Below are 17,389 nucleotides of genomic sequence, written 5' to 3'. Positions count from 1 at the left end.
TGCAACATTCTTCCTTTCTGCTGCATGGGCCGAAAGACACCCCGATATTGTAGAGCGAATCATGAAAGACGGACACGAAATTGGTAGTATGGGGTACAATTACACATCCTATACTTCTCTAGAGACAAATGAAATAAGACGAGACCTTTTACGAGCACAAGATGTTTTTACGAAACTTGGTGTAAAACAAGTCAAGCTGTTACGTCCACCTAGTGGCGAATTTAACAAAGCAACCCTTAAAATCGCAGAATCACTTGGATACACCGTCGTGCATTGGAGTAATAATTCAAACGATTGGAAAAACCCAGGTGTAAATAACATCGTTTCCACTGTCTCTAATAATTTGAAAGGTGGAGATATCGTCTTATTACACGCATCCGATTCTGCCCTTCAAACAAATAGAGCTTTACCGCTGCTCCTGCAAAAAATAAAAAGTGATGGATATGAGCAAATATCCGTGTCACAACTTATTTCCAACACAAGTACGAAAAGTGAAGATGTGAAGTAGCTTCTTCCCTACTACTCTTCACGCATAAAAAGCTCTACTACCTTTCAAGAAGGTGGTAGAGCTTTTTTAATCATACTATTTCCAGCATTATAACTGCTGGTGTATAAAACCTCTCTCTATTAAGCTGATTTACTTGTTTTTCCGATTAAACGATGTAATACAAGTAATTGATACGCATTACATAACAATAGCGGTATAACCATTAAATATAGCCAATCTGTATCATTAATCCGAAGCGCCGGTACCCATTCAAGGATTGTTACAACAACCATAAAGAACAGAGCTGGCACAAATGCTTTTTTATTTGTTTCTTTACTTTTTACATAAGCAACAATTGCTCCAAACACAAATAATATTCCAGCAACAAGTATGTTATTCCCTAACGAGACTTCCCCATTTGCAATAAGTACAGATCTTAAATACACAAAATCAAATAATACGAATGCAATAAAGAAGAGCTGGACTGCATTCCATAAAGAAGATGAGCGAAACATCCCTAGTCCAAAACGGTGGATTGTTAAATATGCAAAGAATCCCATTTGACTTATAACACTAAAAATAAATCCTACACCCATCAGCCAGAAAGATACTGCTAAAATCTCCTTACCGTCGAAATTTTGAAAAAATTCATTGTACTTGTCCCACTCCAAAACAAAACCAATAATAACTGTGCTAATCCCACCAAGAAACAACGTCGTTAAAAATAGTCGTACCCACTTGCGGCTATTCACAACACATCCCCCATTATCCTTATATTTCTAATTAAATTGTATCAATGACAATTTCAAAAAGCTAGCCATGTTCATGTATAAATTCCTTAAAGATATTTATATTAAAAAGAGAGAACTGTGCTGAAAGGAGTTCCAACTTATGAAACGGATGCTATTCATTTTCGTTTCTTCTTTTCTACTTATCGCACTTGCAGCATGCGCACAAGGAAAAGAAACGAAATCCGAACTAGATTACGATCAAACAAAGAAAATGATTGTTGATATTTTAAAAACAGATCAAGGTAAGAAAGCTATTCAAGATGTATTAACTGATGAAAAAATGAAACAAGCACTCATACTAGATGAAACAGTAGTAAAGAAAACGATTGAAGATGCCATGGTATCCGATAAAGGGCAACAATTCTGGGAAAAGCTCTTTAAAGATCCTGAGTTCTCATCAAAGTTTGCTAAAAGTATGGGGAAAGAACAAACTCAATTAATGAAAACCTTACTAAAAGACCCTGAATACCAAGCAGGTGTTATAGAAATTATGAAAAATCCTGAAGTAGAAAAAATGATGTTACAAACAATGAAGAGTAAAGAATACCGTCAATATCTACAACAAGTACTAACAGAAACTGCTGAAAGTCCACTCTTCCAAGCCAAGATGATTGATATCATTAGTAAAGGTGTGCAAAAAGCTGAAAAAGGCGGATCTGGTAAGAAAGAAGCAGGCGGTGACGGTGGTTCTCAAGGCGAGAAGAAGGAAGAACAGTAAAAAATAATAACTATAATAACGAGTGAACAATGTATACATTGTTCACTCGTTATTACTTTATCTTACTATTAACAGACAAAATGGCCCCCCTCTAGTTAAGCGAAAGGTTTACTAACAACAAAAGCCTTATTGTTGTCAGTAACAGGTGAACCCCACTGATTAAAGTTTCACTTTATTTTTGTGTAACAGCTGTTTTATCAATTACTGTTTCAGCTATTTTACTATAAATAATGCCCGTTGTATGTGTATCTTCATATACTGAAGGAGCAAAGTCTTCTTTATTCCAATCGGGTTGTTGTAGCGGAATTCGACCAAGAACATTCGTTTGTAATTCGGTAGCTAACTTATCTCCCCCGCCTTTTCCAAATACATATTCTTTCTCACCAGTTACCTTACTTTCAAAATATGCCATATTCTCAACAACACCAAGAATACTATGTTCAGTGCGCAATGCCATCGCTCCAGCACGCGCTGCTACAAACGCAGCTGTTGGATGAGGCGTCGTTACAATAATCTCTTTGCAAGATGGCAACATTGAGTGCACATCTAACGCAACATCACCTGTGCCTGGTGGCAAATCTAGTACTAAATAATCTAAATCGCCCCATTCTACTTCTGTGAAGAAGTGGTTTAACATTTTCCCAAGCATAGGTCCTCTCCAAATAACTGGTGCATTATCCTCTACAAAGAAGCCCATTGAGATTACCTTTACACCTAAACGTTCCACCGGAATTATCTTGTCACCTCTTACGATAGGACGTTTTTCTATCCCCATCATGTCTGGCACACTAAAACCGTAAATGTCCGCATCGATAATACCAACTTTTTTTCCTAAACGAGCTAAAGCAACTGCAAGGTTAACGGAAACAGTTGATTTTCCCACGCCACCTTTTCCACTCGCTACCGCTAAGAATGTTGTTTTTGAATTAGGTGACAATAAAGATTCACTTTGCTCTTCTTCTTGTTCCGGTGCAAACTGAGCTAATTCCTCTTCTGTAAATTCTGCAAAACGAAGTCCAACTGTTGCTGCCCCAAGTTCTTTTACTAACTTTACAATTCCAGACTGCAACTGCATTTGTTCCGCTGTACCGGTTTTTACGATTGCAATTTTGACACTCACATGTTCCTTCTCTGGCTTGACTGTTACCTCTTTAATTGCACTTGTTTCTTTTAATGTTTTATGTAAAAACGGATCTACAATCCCTTCTAACGCTTCAACCACTTGCTCTTTCGTTACCATAATTAGCCCAGCCCCCTGTATGAAAAATAACGTAATGTTAATTGAATTTATCTCTGCTTATTCTTGAAATAAATGCGTTTACATTTCCAGTATAACATATTTTCCGAAAACTTCGTTAACGAGAGAAGCTCAAAAAAATCCTCCTTATTCTGGAGGATTTCCTTTTTCCGTGAAATAACGTAATATACCACGGTATATTGCAGCTGCTACCTTTTGCTGGTATTTCTCCGAATTTAACATATACCTTTCGTTCACATTCGATAAAAAGCCAGCTTCAATTAAAGCACCTGGTGTTTTAGAATACTTTAATAAATACACATGCGAAATAGTCTTAGCAGAACGATTCGTGTTCTCTAAACTTGTTCTCAATTCAGCCTGTATAAATTTTGCAGCACGTTCATTTTCAATTGAAGAGCGGTAATAGAACGTTTGTGCGCCTTTCGATCCACTACTAGTTAAAGCATTTAAATGAATACTTGCAAAAAAGTCTACATCAGGTTTATTGATGATTTCTACACGTTTTTTTAAATCCTCTGCTTTACGTCTGCTATATGACTTTGTATCTTTGTTAGCTAAATCATAATCTCCCTCACGCGTTAAAATGACTAGTGCACCTTGTTCTTGTAAATAGTCTTGTACCTTTTTTGTAATTTCAAGCGTAATATCCTTTTCTATAATATCCTTTCCACCAACAGCCCCTCCATCTGGTCCACCATGCCCAGCATCTAATACGATTACTTTCCCTGATAAGGGTAAATTCCAAGCACGCCACGATTTTGTAATTTGAAATTCTTGTTTGACTAAAAAAAACAATACAACCGCAGCGAGTGCAAAAGAGATAATTCGAATTCTCTTCATACCTTTCCTCCTCCAGCTAGTCCCTCTAATTACTTATATGGGACAAGAGGAAAGTTTATGCTTGTCTTAATGAAGCTTTAATCGATATCTTCTTTCACCTTTTTCATACCCTTCTTGCCACCACAATCCTATAAACTGCTGACAAGATTCAAAAAGTAATTCCTCATCTTTCAACTTTATTTCTCGCATAGTCATACTCGTTAAAAATTGAAATAGCGTTTCAGTTAATTGTTGTTCTTCTTCTAAAGCTCTATATTTCACATCAAAAAACGATTCACCATAATAACCAAATTTACTATATCTCGCTCCTAATAAATAAGATTCTATCCCTAATTCAATACAGTAATCTTCATACTGACGATGAAGCTCTTGCATTTGAAAGGCATCACGAATATTTGAACGCAATGTTTTTAATGATAATTCCCGCAACATCTTCCGCTCGTATTTTAACTGCTTTTCTTTTTGTTTTTCTTGTAAGCTGACAATGACATTCATAGTACTTATAAACCTCCCTAATACGTATTAGTCTAAACTTCTAAAGAAGAAGCATACGCGTGGCGGTAGCACTAAAATATTCCAAGCTATAAAAATTGCAAAAGAGGAATGAAACATAAAAAAACCCCAACCAAAATGGTTGGGGTTTGTAGTTCGCAAAAATTAACGTTTTGAGAACTGAGGTGCACGACGTGCGCCTTTAAGACCGTATTTTTTACGCTCTTTCATACGTGCGTCACGAGTTAATAGACCTGCACGTTTTAGTGTTAGACGGTATTCTGGATCAGCTTTTAATAAAGCGCGAGAAATACCGTGACGAATAGCACCAGCTTGACCAGTGTATCCACCACCATTTACGTTTACAAGTACATCGTAGTTACCTAAAGTTTCTGTTGCAACTAGAGGTTGTTTCACTACTTCACGTAATGCAGCAAATGGGATATAGTTTTCAAAATCACGACCGTTAATGATAACGCGTCCTTCGCCTGGAACTAGGCGTACGCGCGCTACTGAACTCTTACGACGTCCAGTGCCATAGTATTGAACCTGTGCCAAAGTAAGCCCTCCTTTAATTAATTATCCGCGAAGTTCGTAAACTTCTGGTTTTTGTGCTTGGTGTGGATGCTCTGCTCCAGCATACACGTTAAGTTTCTTAGAAACTTGACGGCCTAAGCGTCCTTTTGGAAGCATGCCTTTAATTGCAAGCTCTAACATTTGTACAGGGTAGTTTGTACGCATTTCAAGAGCTGTTCTTTGCTTAAGTCCACCTGGGTGGTTAGTGTGACGGTAGTAAATTTTATCGTTTAATTTATTACCTGTTAAATGAATTTTCTCAGCGTTAATAATAATTACATGATCACCCGTGTCAACGTGTGGTGTAAATGTAGGTTTGTTTTTACCACGTAAAATGGATGCTACTTCACTAGCAAGGCGACCTAAAGTTTGACCTTCAGCATCAACCACATACCATTTACGCTCAACTTCGTTAGCTTTTGCCATAAAAGTCGTACGCATGTGTTTCCCTCCTCGTTATCTTTTCCATAGAAAAAATCTATTGTTTATCTTAAACACGATTTCCTTCCGGGGCTAATCGTGGTTTTAGAAACAATACCATATGTTATGATATACTTTTGAGTTTCTAATGTCAAGCAAATGTTACACCAGGATTAGTTGTTATAGTTTACCTCCCATAAGTAAAGCCCATGACCTGGAGCCATCTTTCCAGCAAACTGACGATTTTGTTTCGCTAAAATCTCTGGAATGCTATCAGGATCAAGCTTTCTTTGCCCTACGCTAAGTAACGTACCAACAATAATTCTGACCATATTATATAAAAATCCATTACCTACAAAACGAAAAATTATTTCATCATCTTGTTCAATTAACTCGATTTCATAAATTGTTCGCACTTTATCTTTTTTGTCAGTTTTTGCCGAACAAAAAGAAGTGAAATCATGCGTTCCAATAAAATAAGGAATTGCTTTTCTTATAGAGTTGATTTCGAGCGGGTATGGATATTGATATACGTAATTTCTACGGAATACATCCGCAGTCTTTGATAATAATACACGATAACGATATTCTTTTTTCTCAACACCGTAACGTGCATGAAATTCTTCTGTTTTTTTCTCTACTTGCCTAATAACAATATCATCTGGCAACATTGTGTTTAAAGCATTACTCCATTGCCACTCTTCAAGAGACAAAGGAGTATCAAAGTGTATTACTTGTCCTTTTGCATGAACTGTAGAATCTGTTCTACCAGATGCCTGAACACGAACAAGTTCTCCCTTATGCAATTTCTGCAATGCTTTTTCTATCTCCTGTTGAACAGTACGATGGTTCGGCTGAATTTGATAACCACAAAAATGCATGCCATCATATGCAACCGTACATTTTATTCTATCCATTTCTCTATTCTCCATTACGATCGCACCCATGCCAAAATACAAGCTAAACAAAATAAGCTGACAATCGTTACTGTATCGCTTGTTTTCCAGCGTAGTTGCCTAAATTTAGTACGTCCTTCACCACTTTGATATCCACGAGCTTCCATCGCAACGGCTAAGTCCTCTGCACGCTTAAAAGCACTGATAAACAGAGGAACGAGCAGTGAAATAATAGCTTTCATTCTATCTTTTATCGGTCCCCCGGCAAAATCAATACCACGTGACGCTTGTGCTTTCATTATTTTACTCGTTTCATCCATTAATGTCGGGATAAAACGAAGAGAAATTGACATCATTAATGCGATTTCATGAACAGGAACCTTTATACGCTTCAACGGCTTTAATAACGTCTCCAAACCATCTGTAATTTCAATAGGTGTCGTCGTTAACGTTAATAATGTCGTCATTAAAATAATAACGAAGAATCGTACAGAAATGTATATCCCTTGCTCTAATCCTTTTTCATATATCGAAAACCAACCAAGCTGGAATAGTACATCCCCCTCTTTATTTGTAAAAATATGCAGGAAAAATGTAAAAAGAAAAATCCATAAAATTGGTTTTAAGCCCGAAAGTACATAACGAATCGGCACTTTTGCAAAAAATAAAGCAATGAGTGCATATAAAAATAAAAATCCATATGAAATCGCATTATTTGCTAAGAAAACAACAAATACATATAAAAAGACAATCAGCAGCTTCGTACGTGGATCAAGTTGATGAATAAGTGAATTCCCCGGGATATATCTCCCAATAATCAACTGCTGCATGATTCATGACCACCTTTTCGTATCACCTGCACAACTTCATGAGTAAGATCCTCTAAAGATAAGGTAGCCTTTGGAATTGAAATACCAAACTTCTCTTCAATTGCACGTTTATACTTTAATGACATAGGAAGATCCACACCAATTTTCTCTAGTTCATCAGCATGTGAAAATACTTCCTCTGCACTTCCTTGCAAAAAGACCGTTCCTTTATGCATAACTACAATCTGCTCCGCATACTGAGCAGCATCCTCCATATTATGCGTTACAAGGATAACTGTAAGACCCTTCTCCTTGTGCAGCTTATAAAACATCTCCATAAGTTCGTTCTGCCCTTTTGGATCTAGTCCTGCTGTAGGTTCATCTAATACAAGCACTTCAGGTTCCATCGCCAGTACACCCGCTATAGCAACACGTCTCATTTGTCCACCACTTAATTCGAACGGAGAACGTGTTAACAGTTCCGGTTCTAGCCCTACAAGTTCAATTGCCTTTCTAGCCTTTTGCCTTGCTTCGTCTACAGATACTCCAAAATTAGTAGGGCCGAAACAAATATCTTTCTCCACAGTCTCTTCAAACAACTGATGTTCTGGGAATTGAAAGACAACCCCTACTTTTTTACGTAGTGGCTTTAGCTTTTTTTCTTTCTTTCCTGCCGAAATCAAATGTTCACCAATTTGAACTGTACCATTTGTCGGCTGCAATAAACCATTTAAATGTTGAATCATCGTCGACTTACCTGAACCAGTATGACCGATAATGGCATAATAGCCCCCACTTGGAAACGACACGTCTACATCATAAAGTGCGCGTCTTTCAAATGGAGTTTTATATTGATAACGATGCTCTACTTTTTGGAATGTAATCTCCAAAGTTCGTTCACCAAGCTTTCCATTGTAAGATGCGTATTTTGCAAGAGAATTTCATTTCTTTTTAATAATTCTGCTATTTTCACTGAAAACGGTACATCTAAGCCAATTTCTTGGAGCATATGAGAGGATTTGAAAATTTTTTCTGGAGTCCCTTCCTCTAATATTTCTCCCTTATTTAAAATAATGACACGATCTGACTGTGCCGCTTCTTCTAAATCGTGCGTAATCGATAACACAGTAATACCTTTTTGAGTAACAAGCTGTCTAACCGTTTCTACTACTTCACGTCTCCCTTGAGGGTCTAACATTGACGTTGCTTCATCTAATATTAAAATAGATGGTTGAAGTGCTAAAACGCCTGCTATTGCCACTCGCTGCTTTTGCCCACCGGATAAGGAATGAGGCTCATCATTAAGAAAATCTTCCATACGGACAAGTTGCAAGGCCTGTTCTAATCTTTCAATCATTTGTTCTCTTGGCATTCCGATATTCTCTAAGCCAAATACAACATCATCTTGCACTGTTGTTCCAACAAATTGATTATCTGGATTTTGAAATACCATTCCAATTTGTTTTCGAACATCCCATACCGTTTCCTCTGATAAAACCATTGTATCATTTATTATAATAGTCCCTGCTTCTGGCAAAAACAAACCATTCAATAATTTTGCAAGTGTAGACTTTCCTGAACCGTTTTGTCCAATAATAGATACCCATTCTCCCTCATATAAGGAAAATGAAACATCTTTTAATGCATAAGTGGCTGCCCCAGGATATTGAAATGATATATTTTTTATCCGAAGTTTCTCTTTTTTCAATAGAAGGCACCCTTTCCTTCGCCAAGTTAGCCTATTTTTATATTTAAAAAAAAGGGCCATGACCAGTTTCTTGAAAAGAACTGTCCTGCCCTTTTAATTATCATTATACTAACTCGATAATTACCATTGGTGCTGCGTCTCCGCGACGTGGACCAATTTTTGCAATACGAGTGTATCCGCCTTGGCGCTCAGCATAGCGTGGAGCTACATCAGCGAATAGTTTTTGAAGTGCATCTTGACCAGTCTCAGCGTTAGCTACTTCATTGCGAATGAAAGCTGCTGCTTGACGACGAGCATGAAGATCTCCGCGTTTACCTAAAGTGATCATTTTTTCCACTACAGAACGAAGTTCTTTTGCACGAGTTTCTGTCGTTTGGATGCGCTCGTTGATAATTAAATCAGTAGCTAAATCACGTAACATAGCTTTACGTTGCGCACTTGTACGGCCTAATTTTCTGTATGCCATTCGTAGTTCCCTCCTTTGTTGATGGGTTTAAATCCTCAGTCGTCTTTACGTAAACCTAAACCTAATTCCTCAAGTTTATGTTTAACTTCTTCTAAGGATTTACGTCCTAAGTTACGAACTTTCATCATATCTTCTTCTGTTTTGTTCGCAAGCTCTTGTACAGTATTAATTCCTGCACGTTTTAGGCAATTATAAGAACGAACAGAAAGGTCTAGTTCTTCGATAGTCATCTCAAGAACTTTCTCTTTTTGATCTTCTTCCTTCTCGACCATAATCTCAGCATTTTGTGCTTCATCAGTTAAACCAACAAAGATATTTAAATGCTCAGTTAAGATTTTGGCACCTAAAGAGATAGCTTCTTTTGGCCCGATGCTTCCATCCGTCCATACATCAAGCGTAAGCTTATCATAATTAGCCACTTGTCCGACACGTGTCTTTTCCACTTGGTAAGTCACACGTGATACCGGAGTATAAATAGAATCAATAGGAATTACTCCTATTGGTTGATCTTCGCTTTTATTTGCATCAGCTGGCGTATACCCACGGCCACGCTTTGCAGTTAAACGCACGCGGAAATGCGCATCTTTTGCTAACGTTGCAATGTGTAAATCTGGATTTAAGATTTCTACATCACTATCGTGAGTAATATCAGCAGCTGTGACAATACCTTCGCCCTGTACATCAATTTCCAACGTCTTCTCTTCTTCAGAGTAGATTTTAAGAGCTAACTTTTTCAAGTTTAAGATGATCGTCGTAACGTCTTCTACTACGCCCTCAACTGTTGAAAATTCATGTAATACGCCATCGATTTGGATAGCAGTAACAGCGGCACCAGGGAGTGAGGATAAAAGAATACGACGTAAGGAGTTACCCAAAGTAGTACCATATCCACGCTCAAGCGGTTCAATTACGAATTTACCATATTTAGCATCTTCGTTAAGTTCAACCGTTTCGATTTTCGGCTTTTCGATTTCAATCATTAACTAAACCCTCCTTCAAAACGTCGAAACCCCGGTTAAACAAAGGTATAACCCCTGTCTAACCGAAAGTCCCCCTTAGGCAGTTCCCGATTGTGCACAACAAGCGATGTTTCTGTACGAAATTTCTCGATAATGCATCATATCCATTATAGACAAAAGGGAAAATTCTATACAGAAAAATTACACACGACGACGTTTTGGTGGACGACATCCATTATGAGGAACTGGAGTAACATCTCTAATTGCTGTTACTTCTAGACCTGCAGCTTGAAGAGCACGAATTGCAGCTTCACGACCAGCACCAGGACCTTTAACAGTAACCTCTAAAGTTTTTAAACCGTGTTCCATTGCAGCTTTAGCAGCAGTTTCAGCAGCCATTTGCGCAGCGAATGGAGTAGATTTACGAGATCCACGGAAACCAAGTGCACCAGCACTAGACCAAGAAAGTGCGTTACCGTGAGTATCTGTAAGTGTTACGATTGTGTTGTTGAAAGTAGAACGAATATGAGCTATACCAGCTTCAATATTCTTTTTCACACGTTTTTTACGAGTGTTTGTTTTACGTGCCATTGTTAGTTCAACCTCCTTTACTTATTATTTCTTTTTATTTGCTACTGTACGACGTGGACCTTTACGTGTACGAGCATTGTTTTTAGAGTTTTGACCACGAACTGGTAAACCACGACGGTGACGAAGACCACGGTAAGAACCGATCTCCATTAGACGTTTGATGTTAAGAGATACTTCACGACGAAGGTCTCCCTCAACTTTAATACGATCGATGATATCACGGATACGTCCTAATTCGTCTTCCGTTAAATCACGAACTCGTGTTTCTTCAGAAATACCTGCTTCAGCAAGAATTTTTTCAGCAGTTGTGCGACCAATGCCGAATACGTAAGTTAAAGAAATAACAACGCGTTTGTCTCGAGGAATATCTACACCTGCGATACGTGCCATTACGAATGCACCTCCTTCTGATTAACCTTGTTTTTGTTTATGTTTAGGGTTTTCACAAATAACCATTACTTTTCCACGTCTACGAATAACTTTACATTTTTCGCAGATTGGTTTAACTGACGGTCTTACTTTCATGTCTCGAACCTCCTTAAAGATTACGGAGTGCTATATTATTTAAAACGGTACGTAATACGACCACGATTTAAATCGTACGGAGATAATTCTACCGTAACTTTGTCTCCTGGTAAAATACGAATGAAGTTCATACGGATTTTACCAGAAACGTGAGCCAATACGACATGCCCATTCTCTAATTCTACTTTGAACATAGCATTTGGCAACGTTTCAAGAACGGTACCTTCGACTTCAATTACATCATCTTTAGCCATTCAATAGTTCTCCCTTCTTCAAATCAGTAACATTTTACACTGCTCTGAAATCCCGGAGAGCCAGCTACTTATAAAGTGGTAAGGATTTCGTATCCTGCTTCTGTAAGAGCAATCGTGTGCTCAAAATGGGCACACCATTTACCATCTACCGTTACCACTGTCCAGTCATCAGATAGTGTTTTTACATATCGTCTTCCTTGATTCACCATCGGCTCAACACAGATGACCATTCCCGGCTTTAATCTAGGGCCTCTATTTGGTGGACCATAGTGCGGGATTTGAGGGTCCTCATGTAAGTCTTGCCCGATTCCGTGACCAACATACTCCCTAACGATCGAGAATCCATTCTCTTCAGCATGGGTTTGAACCGCATGTGAGATATTTGATAATCTCTCGCCTGGTTTTACTTGTTCTAGACCAAGATACAACGATTTTTCTGTGACATCAAGTAGCTTTTGAACAGATTCAGAAATGTTTCCAACTGGATACGTCCATGCAGAATCTCCATGGTACCCATTGTATTTCGCACCAATATCGATACTGATGATATCGCCCTCTTTGAGCTTGCGCTTCCCTGGAATTCCGTGTACAAGCTCTTCATTTACAGAAGCACATATGCTCCCCGGAAATCCGTTGTATCCTTTAAAAGATGGCGTAGCACCATATTTTTGAATCGTCTTTTCCGCTATTTGATCGAGCTCTTTCGTTGTAATTCCTGGAGTAATGTGCTGTTTCAACTCTTGATGAGTCAAAGCAACGATCCTGCCAGCTTCTCGCATGATTTCTATCTCGCGAGGAGTTTTGCAGATTATCATTACGCTAAGCCTCCGATGAGAACATCGATATCAGCAAATACTTTATTGATATCTTGCTCACCATTAATGCTTTGTAAGTAACCAAGCTCTTCGTAGAAATCAAGCAAAGGTTTTGTTTGCTTAATATTTACATCTAAACGATTTGCTACAGTTTCTTCATTGTCATCAGAGCGTTGATATAATTCGCCACCACATTTATCGCACACATCAGCTTTTGCTGGTGGATTGAATTCTAAGTGGTAAGTCGCACCGCACTCTTTACAAATGCGACGGCCTGTAAGGCGTTTTAATAACAACCCTGAATCCACATTAATGTTTAAAACATAGTCGATTTTTTTGCCAAGATCTTTCATAATTTCTTCAAGAGCTGATGCTTGTGCAACAGTTCGTGGGAAACCGTCTAGTAAGAAACCTCTTACGCAGTCGTCTTGACTTAAACGTTCACGAACGATTCCGATTGTAACTTCATCTGGAACAAGTGCACCTTTATCAATAAAAGATTTTGCTTGTAGACCCATTTCAGTTTCAGCCTTCATAGCTGCACGGAACATGTCTCCTGTTGAAATGTGAGGGATGTTATACTTGGCAACAATCTGTTCGGCTTGTGTACCTTTACCAGCACCAGGAAGCCCCATTAAAATTAAGTTCATCCTTGTTCCCCCTCAGAGTACATGAGCATGTAGGGAAGACAATTCTTCCCACTTACTCACTGCTTGATAAACCCTTTGTAATGGCGTTTTACCAGTTGGCTTTCTAGCTGCTTCATTGTTTCTAAAGCAACGCCGACAACGATTAACATACTCGTTCCACCGATCTGTGCAGACGGAGGAAGATTTCCCAATTTCGTAAAGATAACTGGTAAGATTGCAATCGCTGCTAGGAAAATTGATCCTACAAAGGTCAAACGATACAAGATTTTTGTTAGATATTGTTCCGTATTCTTACCCGGACGAATACCTGGAACATATCCACCTTGCTTGTTTAGATTCTCTGACATTTGCTCTGGATTAACCTGAACAAATGCATAGAAATATGTGAAGGCTACAATGAGCGCAACATATATGATCATTCCCACTGGGTGAGAATAGTTAAAGTTTGCAATAATCCACTGCGATACATCATGTTTCGGGAAGAACTGTGCAATAGTCGGAGGCGTAATTAAGAATGAAACAGCAAAAATTACTGGAATAACACCAGCACTATTTACCTTAAGCGGTAAATGTGTGTTTTGTGCTCCAGCATAACCACCATTTCCTCCTGTTACACGCTTCGCATATTGAATTGGAATCTTTCTAACAGCCTGTTGAATGAAAATAACACCCACAATAACTGCTAGCACAGCTAGTAAAATCAATGCAACTTTAACGATACTCATGAACAATTGATCTCCGATATTTTGAAACTGTTGCTGATACACTTGAGATATAACACTTGGGATCGCTGCGGCAATACCGCCAAAGATAAGGATGGAAATACCATTACCTACACCTTTAGCTGTAATCTGTTCACCTAACCACATTAAAAATGCAGTACCAGCAGTCAGTACCGTAGCAATGTATAAATAAGTGCTCCAACCTGGATTCAAAATTAATTGTCCACCTACCATACCGTTAAAACCGATTGACATACCAAACCCCTGAATAAACGCAAGAACAATTGTAAAGTAACGCGTGAATTGCGTTAATTTACGACGGCCCATTTCACCTTGCTTCGACCATTCCGAAAATTTAGGAACAACATCCATCTGCAATAATTGCACGATGATGGATGCTGTAATATACGGCATGATTCCCATCGCAAAGATGGAGAAGTTTTTCAAGGCTCCACCGCCAAATGTATTTAGAATACCTAAAGCATTTAATTGATCTTGTGCCTTCAGTACGTCTCCATTTGTAAATGGCACGGGGATAAACGTGCCAATCCTGAATACGATTAACATCGCTAAAGTGAATAATATTTTACGTCTTATCTCAGCAACGCGCATAAAGTTGGAGATTGTACGAAACATTAGATCACCTCAACTGATCCGCCAGCTGCTTCAATTGCTTCTTTAGCACTTGAAGAGAACTTGTGCGCTTTAACAGTTAGTTTTTTCTCTACTGCTCCGCTTGCAAGAACTTTAACACCGTCGTTTAACTTGCTGATAACGCCAGTTTCCAGCAATAATTCAGGTGTTACTTCTGTACCATCTTCAAAACGATTTAACGTTGATAAGTTTACAATAGCAAACTCTTTACGGTTAATGTTTGTGAAGCCGCGTTTTGGTAAACGACGGAATAATGGAGTTTGACCACCTTCGAAGCCAAGACGAACACCGCCGCCAGAACGTGCGTTTTGTCCTTTATGACCTTTACCAGCAGTTTTACCGTTACCAGAACCGATACCACGACCGACACGGTTACGTACTTTACGAGAACCTTCTGCAGGTTTTAATTCATGAAGTTTCATTCCCAGGCACCTCCTTATATTAATGAGTTATCCTTAAGCTTCTTTTACAGTTACAAGGTGAGAAACTTTGTTGATCATACCAAGAATAGCAGGAGTTTCTTCCTTAACTACAGTTGAATTCAACTTTTTAAGACCTAAAGCTTCTACCGTCGCACGTTGATCTTGTGGACGACCAATTACACTACGAGTGAGGGTAATTTCTAACTTTTTCGCCATTTGTTTTCCCTCCTTAACCTAGTAGCTCTTCTACAGATTTACCGCGTAATTTTGCAACATCTTCAGCGCGCTTAAGTTCGCTTAATCCGTTCACAGTAGCGCGAATCATGTTGATTGGTGTGTTAGAACCAAGAGATTTCGAAAGAATATCTTGTACACCAGCTAATTCAAGGACCGCACGAACAGGTCCACCAGCAATAACACCAGTACCCTCAGCAGCAGGTTTTAAGAATACTTCACCAGCGCCAAAATGACCGTTGATTGTGTGTGGAATTGTTGTACCAACTAATGGTACAGCGATTAAGTTTTTCTTAGCGTCTTCGATAGCTTTACGGATTGCGTCTGGTACCTCTTGTGCTTTACCAGTACCGAATCCAACATGACCGTTTTTATCGCCAACTACAACTAGTGCAGCAAAGCGGAAACGACGACCACCCTTAACAACTTTCGCGACACGATTTATCGTAACTACACGTTCTTCAAGTTCTAATTTACTTGGGTCAATGCGATGCATCAATTTTCCCTCCTTTGACCATTAAAATTGTAATCCAGCCTCACGAGCAGCCTCAGCTAGAGCTTTAACACGGCCATGGTATAAGTAACCACCGCGATCAAATACTACTTCTTTAACGCCTTTCTCTACAGCACGCTTAGCAACTGATTCTCCAACTTTCGTAGCAGCTTCAATATTGCTAGTACCGTTAAGAGCAAGGTCTTTATCAAGAGTAGATGCACTTACTAACGTTACACCATTCACATCATCAATAACTTGAGCGTAAATATGTTGGTTAGAACGGAACACGTTTAAACGTGGACGCTCTGCAGTACCAGTAAGTTTAGCACGTACACGTGCATGTCTTTTCTTACGAGTCGCATTTTTATCAGCTTTAGTGATCATTCTTGTCACTCCTTTCTCTCACCTAACGGGTTTACTTAGCAGTTTTACCTTCTTTACGACGAACAACTTCGCCTTCGTAACGAATACCTTTACCTTTGTAAGGCTCAGGAGCACGTACAGCACGGATGTTAGCAGCGAATTCGCCAACACGTTGCTTGTCGATACCTTTAATTACGATCTTAGTTGGTGCAGGTACTTCAACTTCAAGACCTGCTTCCGGAGTCATTTCTACTGGATGAGAATAACCTACGCTTAATACAAGTTTATCACCTTGTTTTTGAGCACGGTAACCAACACCGACTAATTCAAGTCCGCGTGCGAAACCTTCAGTTACACCTTCAACCATGTTTCCGATTAAAGCACGAGTTGTACCGTGTAATGCACGGTGTTCCTTCTGTTCAGATGGACGCTCAACTGTTAATGTATTCTCTTCAATTTTGATAAGCATATCAGCATTGAAAGTACGAGTTAATTCACCTTTAGGGCCTTTTACTGTTACAGTATTGTCTTCTGCAACTGTAATAGTAACACCTGCAGGGATTTCAAGAATCTTTTTACCAATACGAGACATGTGGTCACACCTCCGTTCGTTTTAAATATATATTACCAAACGTATGCTACTACTTCTCCACCAGTTTGTAATTGACGAGCGTCTTTGTCTGTCATTACTCCCTTAGATGTAGAAACAAGAGCGATACCTAATCCGTTAAGTACACGTGGTACTTCGTCAGCTTTAGCGTAAACGCGTAAGCCAGGTTTACTGATACGTTTTAATCCAGTGATTACACGTTCATTGTTTGCACCATATTTCAGGAAAATACGAAGGATACCTTGTTTGTTATCCTCGATGTATTCTACATCACGAATGAAACCTTCACGTTTTAAAAGTTCAGCGATCTCTTTTTTGATTTTAGAAGCAGGAACCTCTAATTTCTCATGACGTACCATGTTCGCATTACGGATGCGAGTAAGCATGTCTGCAATTGGATCTGTCATCACCATGTGTTTTACCTCCTTCCCATTTGTGGGTTTTACCAACTAGCTTTTTTAACACCAGGAATTTGACCTTTATATGCAAGTTCACGGAAACAAATACGGCAAAGTTTAAATTTGCGGTATACAGAATGCGGACGACCGCAGCGTTCGCAACGTGTATACTCTTGTACTTTAAACTTAGGAGTACGCTTTTGTTTCGCTATCATAGATTTTTTAGCCACGTTTT

The 17,389-nt window shown here is 38.9% G+C and carries 28 protein-coding genes (1 of these 28 running past the window's edge); 2 read left to right on the top strand and 26 right to left on the bottom strand.

The features are described 5' to 3' along the window. Window positions 1-508 carry the 3' portion of a polysaccharide deacetylase family sporulation protein PdaB gene (gene pdaB / locus NST86_RS00870; RefSeq protein ID WP_000464705.1) on the top strand. Its footprint begins 257 nt before the window's first position, so 508 of the gene's 765 nt are visible here — the last part of the coding sequence; the start codon falls outside the window, past its left edge; its stop codon occupies window positions 506-508. Window positions 509-627: 119 nt separating this feature from the next. Here the strand turns inward: pdaB and kbaA are convergent, their stop codons facing one another. Continuing rightward, a complete protein-coding gene (kbaA, locus tag NST86_RS00865; RefSeq protein ID WP_001088523.1) occupies window positions 628-1,239 on the bottom strand; it encodes a KinB signaling pathway activation protein KbaA in 612 nt (203 codons plus the stop codon). A 139-nt stretch (window positions 1,240-1,378) separates the two neighbouring features. On the opposite strand from kbaA, the gene gerD reads away from it, so the two are divergent. Further along, a complete protein-coding gene (gene gerD, locus NST86_RS00860; RefSeq protein ID WP_000827295.1) occupies window positions 1,379-1,996 on the top strand; it encodes a spore germination lipoprotein GerD in 618 nt (205 codons plus the stop codon). A gap of 172 nt (window positions 1,997-2,168) precedes the next feature. On the opposite strand, the gene NST86_RS00855 is transcribed toward gerD, so the two are convergent. The 25 genes from NST86_RS00855 to rpsN all read right to left on the bottom strand — a co-directional run bounded on the left by NST86_RS00855 (window position 2,169) and on the right by rpsN (window position 17,384). After that, window positions 2,169-3,236, bottom strand: a complete 1,068-nt coding sequence (locus NST86_RS00855) for an Mrp/NBP35 family ATP-binding protein (RefSeq protein WP_000256628.1) — start codon at window positions 3,234-3,236, stop codon at window positions 2,169-2,171. Window positions 3,237-3,380: 144 nt separating this feature from the next. Beyond that, the gene (cwlD, locus tag NST86_RS00850) at window positions 3,381-4,094 is read right to left on the bottom strand and encodes an N-acetylmuramoyl-L-alanine amidase CwlD (RefSeq protein WP_000822439.1); all 714 of its coding nucleotides are present in this window, start codon (window positions 4,092-4,094) and stop codon (window positions 3,381-3,383) included. Window positions 4,095-4,160: 66 nt separating this feature from the next. Next, window positions 4,161-4,589 carry a DUF2521 family protein gene (locus NST86_RS00845; RefSeq protein WP_001101005.1) on the bottom strand — a complete coding sequence of 143 codons (429 nt, stop codon included), beginning with the start codon at window positions 4,587-4,589 and terminating at the stop codon, window positions 4,161-4,163. A gap of 162 nt (window positions 4,590-4,751) precedes the next feature. Further along, on the bottom strand, window positions 4,752-5,144 hold the full coding sequence (gene rpsI / locus NST86_RS00840) for a 30S ribosomal protein S9 (protein ID WP_000079986.1): 393 nt from the start codon (window positions 5,142-5,144) through the stop codon (window positions 4,752-4,754). Between the two features lie 21 nt (window positions 5,145-5,165). Then, window positions 5,166-5,603 carry a 50S ribosomal protein L13 gene (gene rplM, locus NST86_RS00835; protein WP_001260793.1) on the bottom strand — a complete coding sequence of 146 codons (438 nt, stop codon included), beginning with the start codon at window positions 5,601-5,603 and terminating at the stop codon, window positions 5,166-5,168. 152 nt (window positions 5,604-5,755) lie between these two features. After that, window positions 5,756-6,499, bottom strand: coding sequence for a tRNA pseudouridine(38-40) synthase TruA (truA, locus tag NST86_RS00830; RefSeq protein WP_144576109.1), 744 nt, complete (start codon window positions 6,497-6,499; stop codon window positions 5,756-5,758). A gap of 14 nt (window positions 6,500-6,513) precedes the next feature. Further along, the gene (locus tag NST86_RS00825; RefSeq protein ID WP_001186528.1) at window positions 6,514-7,308 is read right to left on the bottom strand and encodes an energy-coupling factor transporter transmembrane component T family protein; all 795 of its coding nucleotides are present in this window, start codon (window positions 7,306-7,308) and stop codon (window positions 6,514-6,516) included. Beyond that, window positions 7,296-8,177, bottom strand: coding sequence for an energy-coupling factor ABC transporter ATP-binding protein (locus NST86_RS00820; protein ID WP_000406534.1), 882 nt, complete (start codon window positions 8,175-8,177; stop codon window positions 7,296-7,298). Before NST86_RS00820 ends, NST86_RS00825 begins: the two co-directional genes overlap by 13 nt. Further along, window positions 8,153-8,995 (bottom strand): energy-coupling factor ABC transporter ATP-binding protein, encoded by an 843-nt coding sequence (locus NST86_RS00815; protein ID WP_000711765.1) that lies wholly within the window; start codon window positions 8,993-8,995, stop codon window positions 8,153-8,155. Before NST86_RS00815 ends, NST86_RS00820 begins: the two co-directional genes overlap by 25 nt. 103 nt (window positions 8,996-9,098) lie before the next feature. Continuing rightward, window positions 9,099-9,461, bottom strand: a complete 363-nt coding sequence (gene rplQ / locus NST86_RS00810; protein ID WP_000331490.1) for a 50S ribosomal protein L17 — start codon at window positions 9,459-9,461, stop codon at window positions 9,099-9,101. A gap of 35 nt (window positions 9,462-9,496) precedes the next feature. Next, the gene (locus NST86_RS00805) at window positions 9,497-10,441 is read right to left on the bottom strand and encodes a DNA-directed RNA polymerase subunit alpha (protein WP_000569643.1); all 945 of its coding nucleotides are present in this window, start codon (window positions 10,439-10,441) and stop codon (window positions 9,497-9,499) included. Between the two features lie 180 nt (window positions 10,442-10,621). Beyond that, complete coding sequence (gene rpsK, locus NST86_RS00800) at window positions 10,622-11,011, bottom strand: 30S ribosomal protein S11 (RefSeq protein WP_000101798.1); 390 nt, start codon at window positions 11,009-11,011, stop codon at window positions 10,622-10,624. A 24-nt stretch (window positions 11,012-11,035) separates the two neighbouring features. Then, a complete protein-coding gene (rpsM, locus tag NST86_RS00795; RefSeq protein WP_000090788.1) occupies window positions 11,036-11,401 on the bottom strand; it encodes a 30S ribosomal protein S13 in 366 nt (121 codons plus the stop codon). A 21-nt stretch (window positions 11,402-11,422) separates the two neighbouring features. After that, the gene (rpmJ, locus tag NST86_RS00790; RefSeq protein ID WP_000868344.1) at window positions 11,423-11,536 is read right to left on the bottom strand and encodes a 50S ribosomal protein L36; all 114 of its coding nucleotides are present in this window, start codon (window positions 11,534-11,536) and stop codon (window positions 11,423-11,425) included. 35 nt (window positions 11,537-11,571) lie between these two features. Beyond that, window positions 11,572-11,790, bottom strand: coding sequence for a translation initiation factor IF-1 (gene infA, locus NST86_RS00785; protein WP_001029884.1), 219 nt, complete (start codon window positions 11,788-11,790; stop codon window positions 11,572-11,574). Between the two features lie 68 nt (window positions 11,791-11,858). Further along, window positions 11,859-12,605, bottom strand: coding sequence for a type I methionyl aminopeptidase (gene map / locus NST86_RS00780; RefSeq protein WP_000582539.1), 747 nt, complete (start codon window positions 12,603-12,605; stop codon window positions 11,859-11,861). After that, on the bottom strand, window positions 12,605-13,255 hold the full coding sequence (locus NST86_RS00775; protein ID WP_001048989.1) for an adenylate kinase: 651 nt from the start codon (window positions 13,253-13,255) through the stop codon (window positions 12,605-12,607). The genes map and NST86_RS00775 overlap by 1 nt, the downstream gene beginning before the upstream one ends. A gap of 56 nt (window positions 13,256-13,311) precedes the next feature. Beyond that, complete coding sequence (gene secY / locus NST86_RS00770; protein WP_000490117.1) at window positions 13,312-14,613, bottom strand: preprotein translocase subunit SecY; 1,302 nt, start codon at window positions 14,611-14,613, stop codon at window positions 13,312-13,314. Beyond that, entirely contained in the window at window positions 14,613-15,053 is a 441-nt protein-coding gene (gene rplO / locus NST86_RS00765) for a 50S ribosomal protein L15 (RefSeq protein WP_000766081.1), read from the bottom strand. Before rplO ends, secY begins: the two co-directional genes overlap by 1 nt. Before the next feature lie 33 nt (window positions 15,054-15,086). Continuing rightward, window positions 15,087-15,269, bottom strand: a complete 183-nt coding sequence (gene rpmD / locus NST86_RS00760; protein ID WP_001085234.1) for a 50S ribosomal protein L30 — start codon at window positions 15,267-15,269, stop codon at window positions 15,087-15,089. Between the two features lie 13 nt (window positions 15,270-15,282). Beyond that, complete coding sequence (rpsE, locus tag NST86_RS00755; RefSeq protein WP_000554646.1) at window positions 15,283-15,783, bottom strand: 30S ribosomal protein S5; 501 nt, start codon at window positions 15,781-15,783, stop codon at window positions 15,283-15,285. A gap of 21 nt (window positions 15,784-15,804) precedes the next feature. Next, window positions 15,805-16,167, bottom strand: coding sequence for a 50S ribosomal protein L18 (rplR, locus tag NST86_RS00750; RefSeq protein WP_000628816.1), 363 nt, complete (start codon window positions 16,165-16,167; stop codon window positions 15,805-15,807). 31 nt (window positions 16,168-16,198) lie between these two features. Continuing rightward, window positions 16,199-16,738, bottom strand: coding sequence for a 50S ribosomal protein L6 (gene rplF, locus NST86_RS00745; RefSeq protein ID WP_000086558.1), 540 nt, complete (start codon window positions 16,736-16,738; stop codon window positions 16,199-16,201). 32 nt (window positions 16,739-16,770) lie between these two features. Continuing rightward, window positions 16,771-17,169, bottom strand: coding sequence for a 30S ribosomal protein S8 (gene rpsH, locus NST86_RS00740; protein WP_000245511.1), 399 nt, complete (start codon window positions 17,167-17,169; stop codon window positions 16,771-16,773). 29 nt (window positions 17,170-17,198) lie between these two features. Continuing rightward, window positions 17,199-17,384, bottom strand: coding sequence for a 30S ribosomal protein S14 (gene rpsN, locus NST86_RS00735; RefSeq protein WP_001085700.1), 186 nt, complete (start codon window positions 17,382-17,384; stop codon window positions 17,199-17,201). Window positions 17,385-17,389: the final 5 nt, after the last annotated feature.

This window comes from Bacillus sp. FSL L8-0199 (assembly GCF_038005705.1).
In the GTDB taxonomy this organism is placed as follows: Bacteria; Bacillota; Bacilli; order Bacillales; family Bacillaceae_G; genus Bacillus_A; species Bacillus_A cereus.
This window is presented reverse-complemented; position numbering and strand designations above follow the sequence as displayed.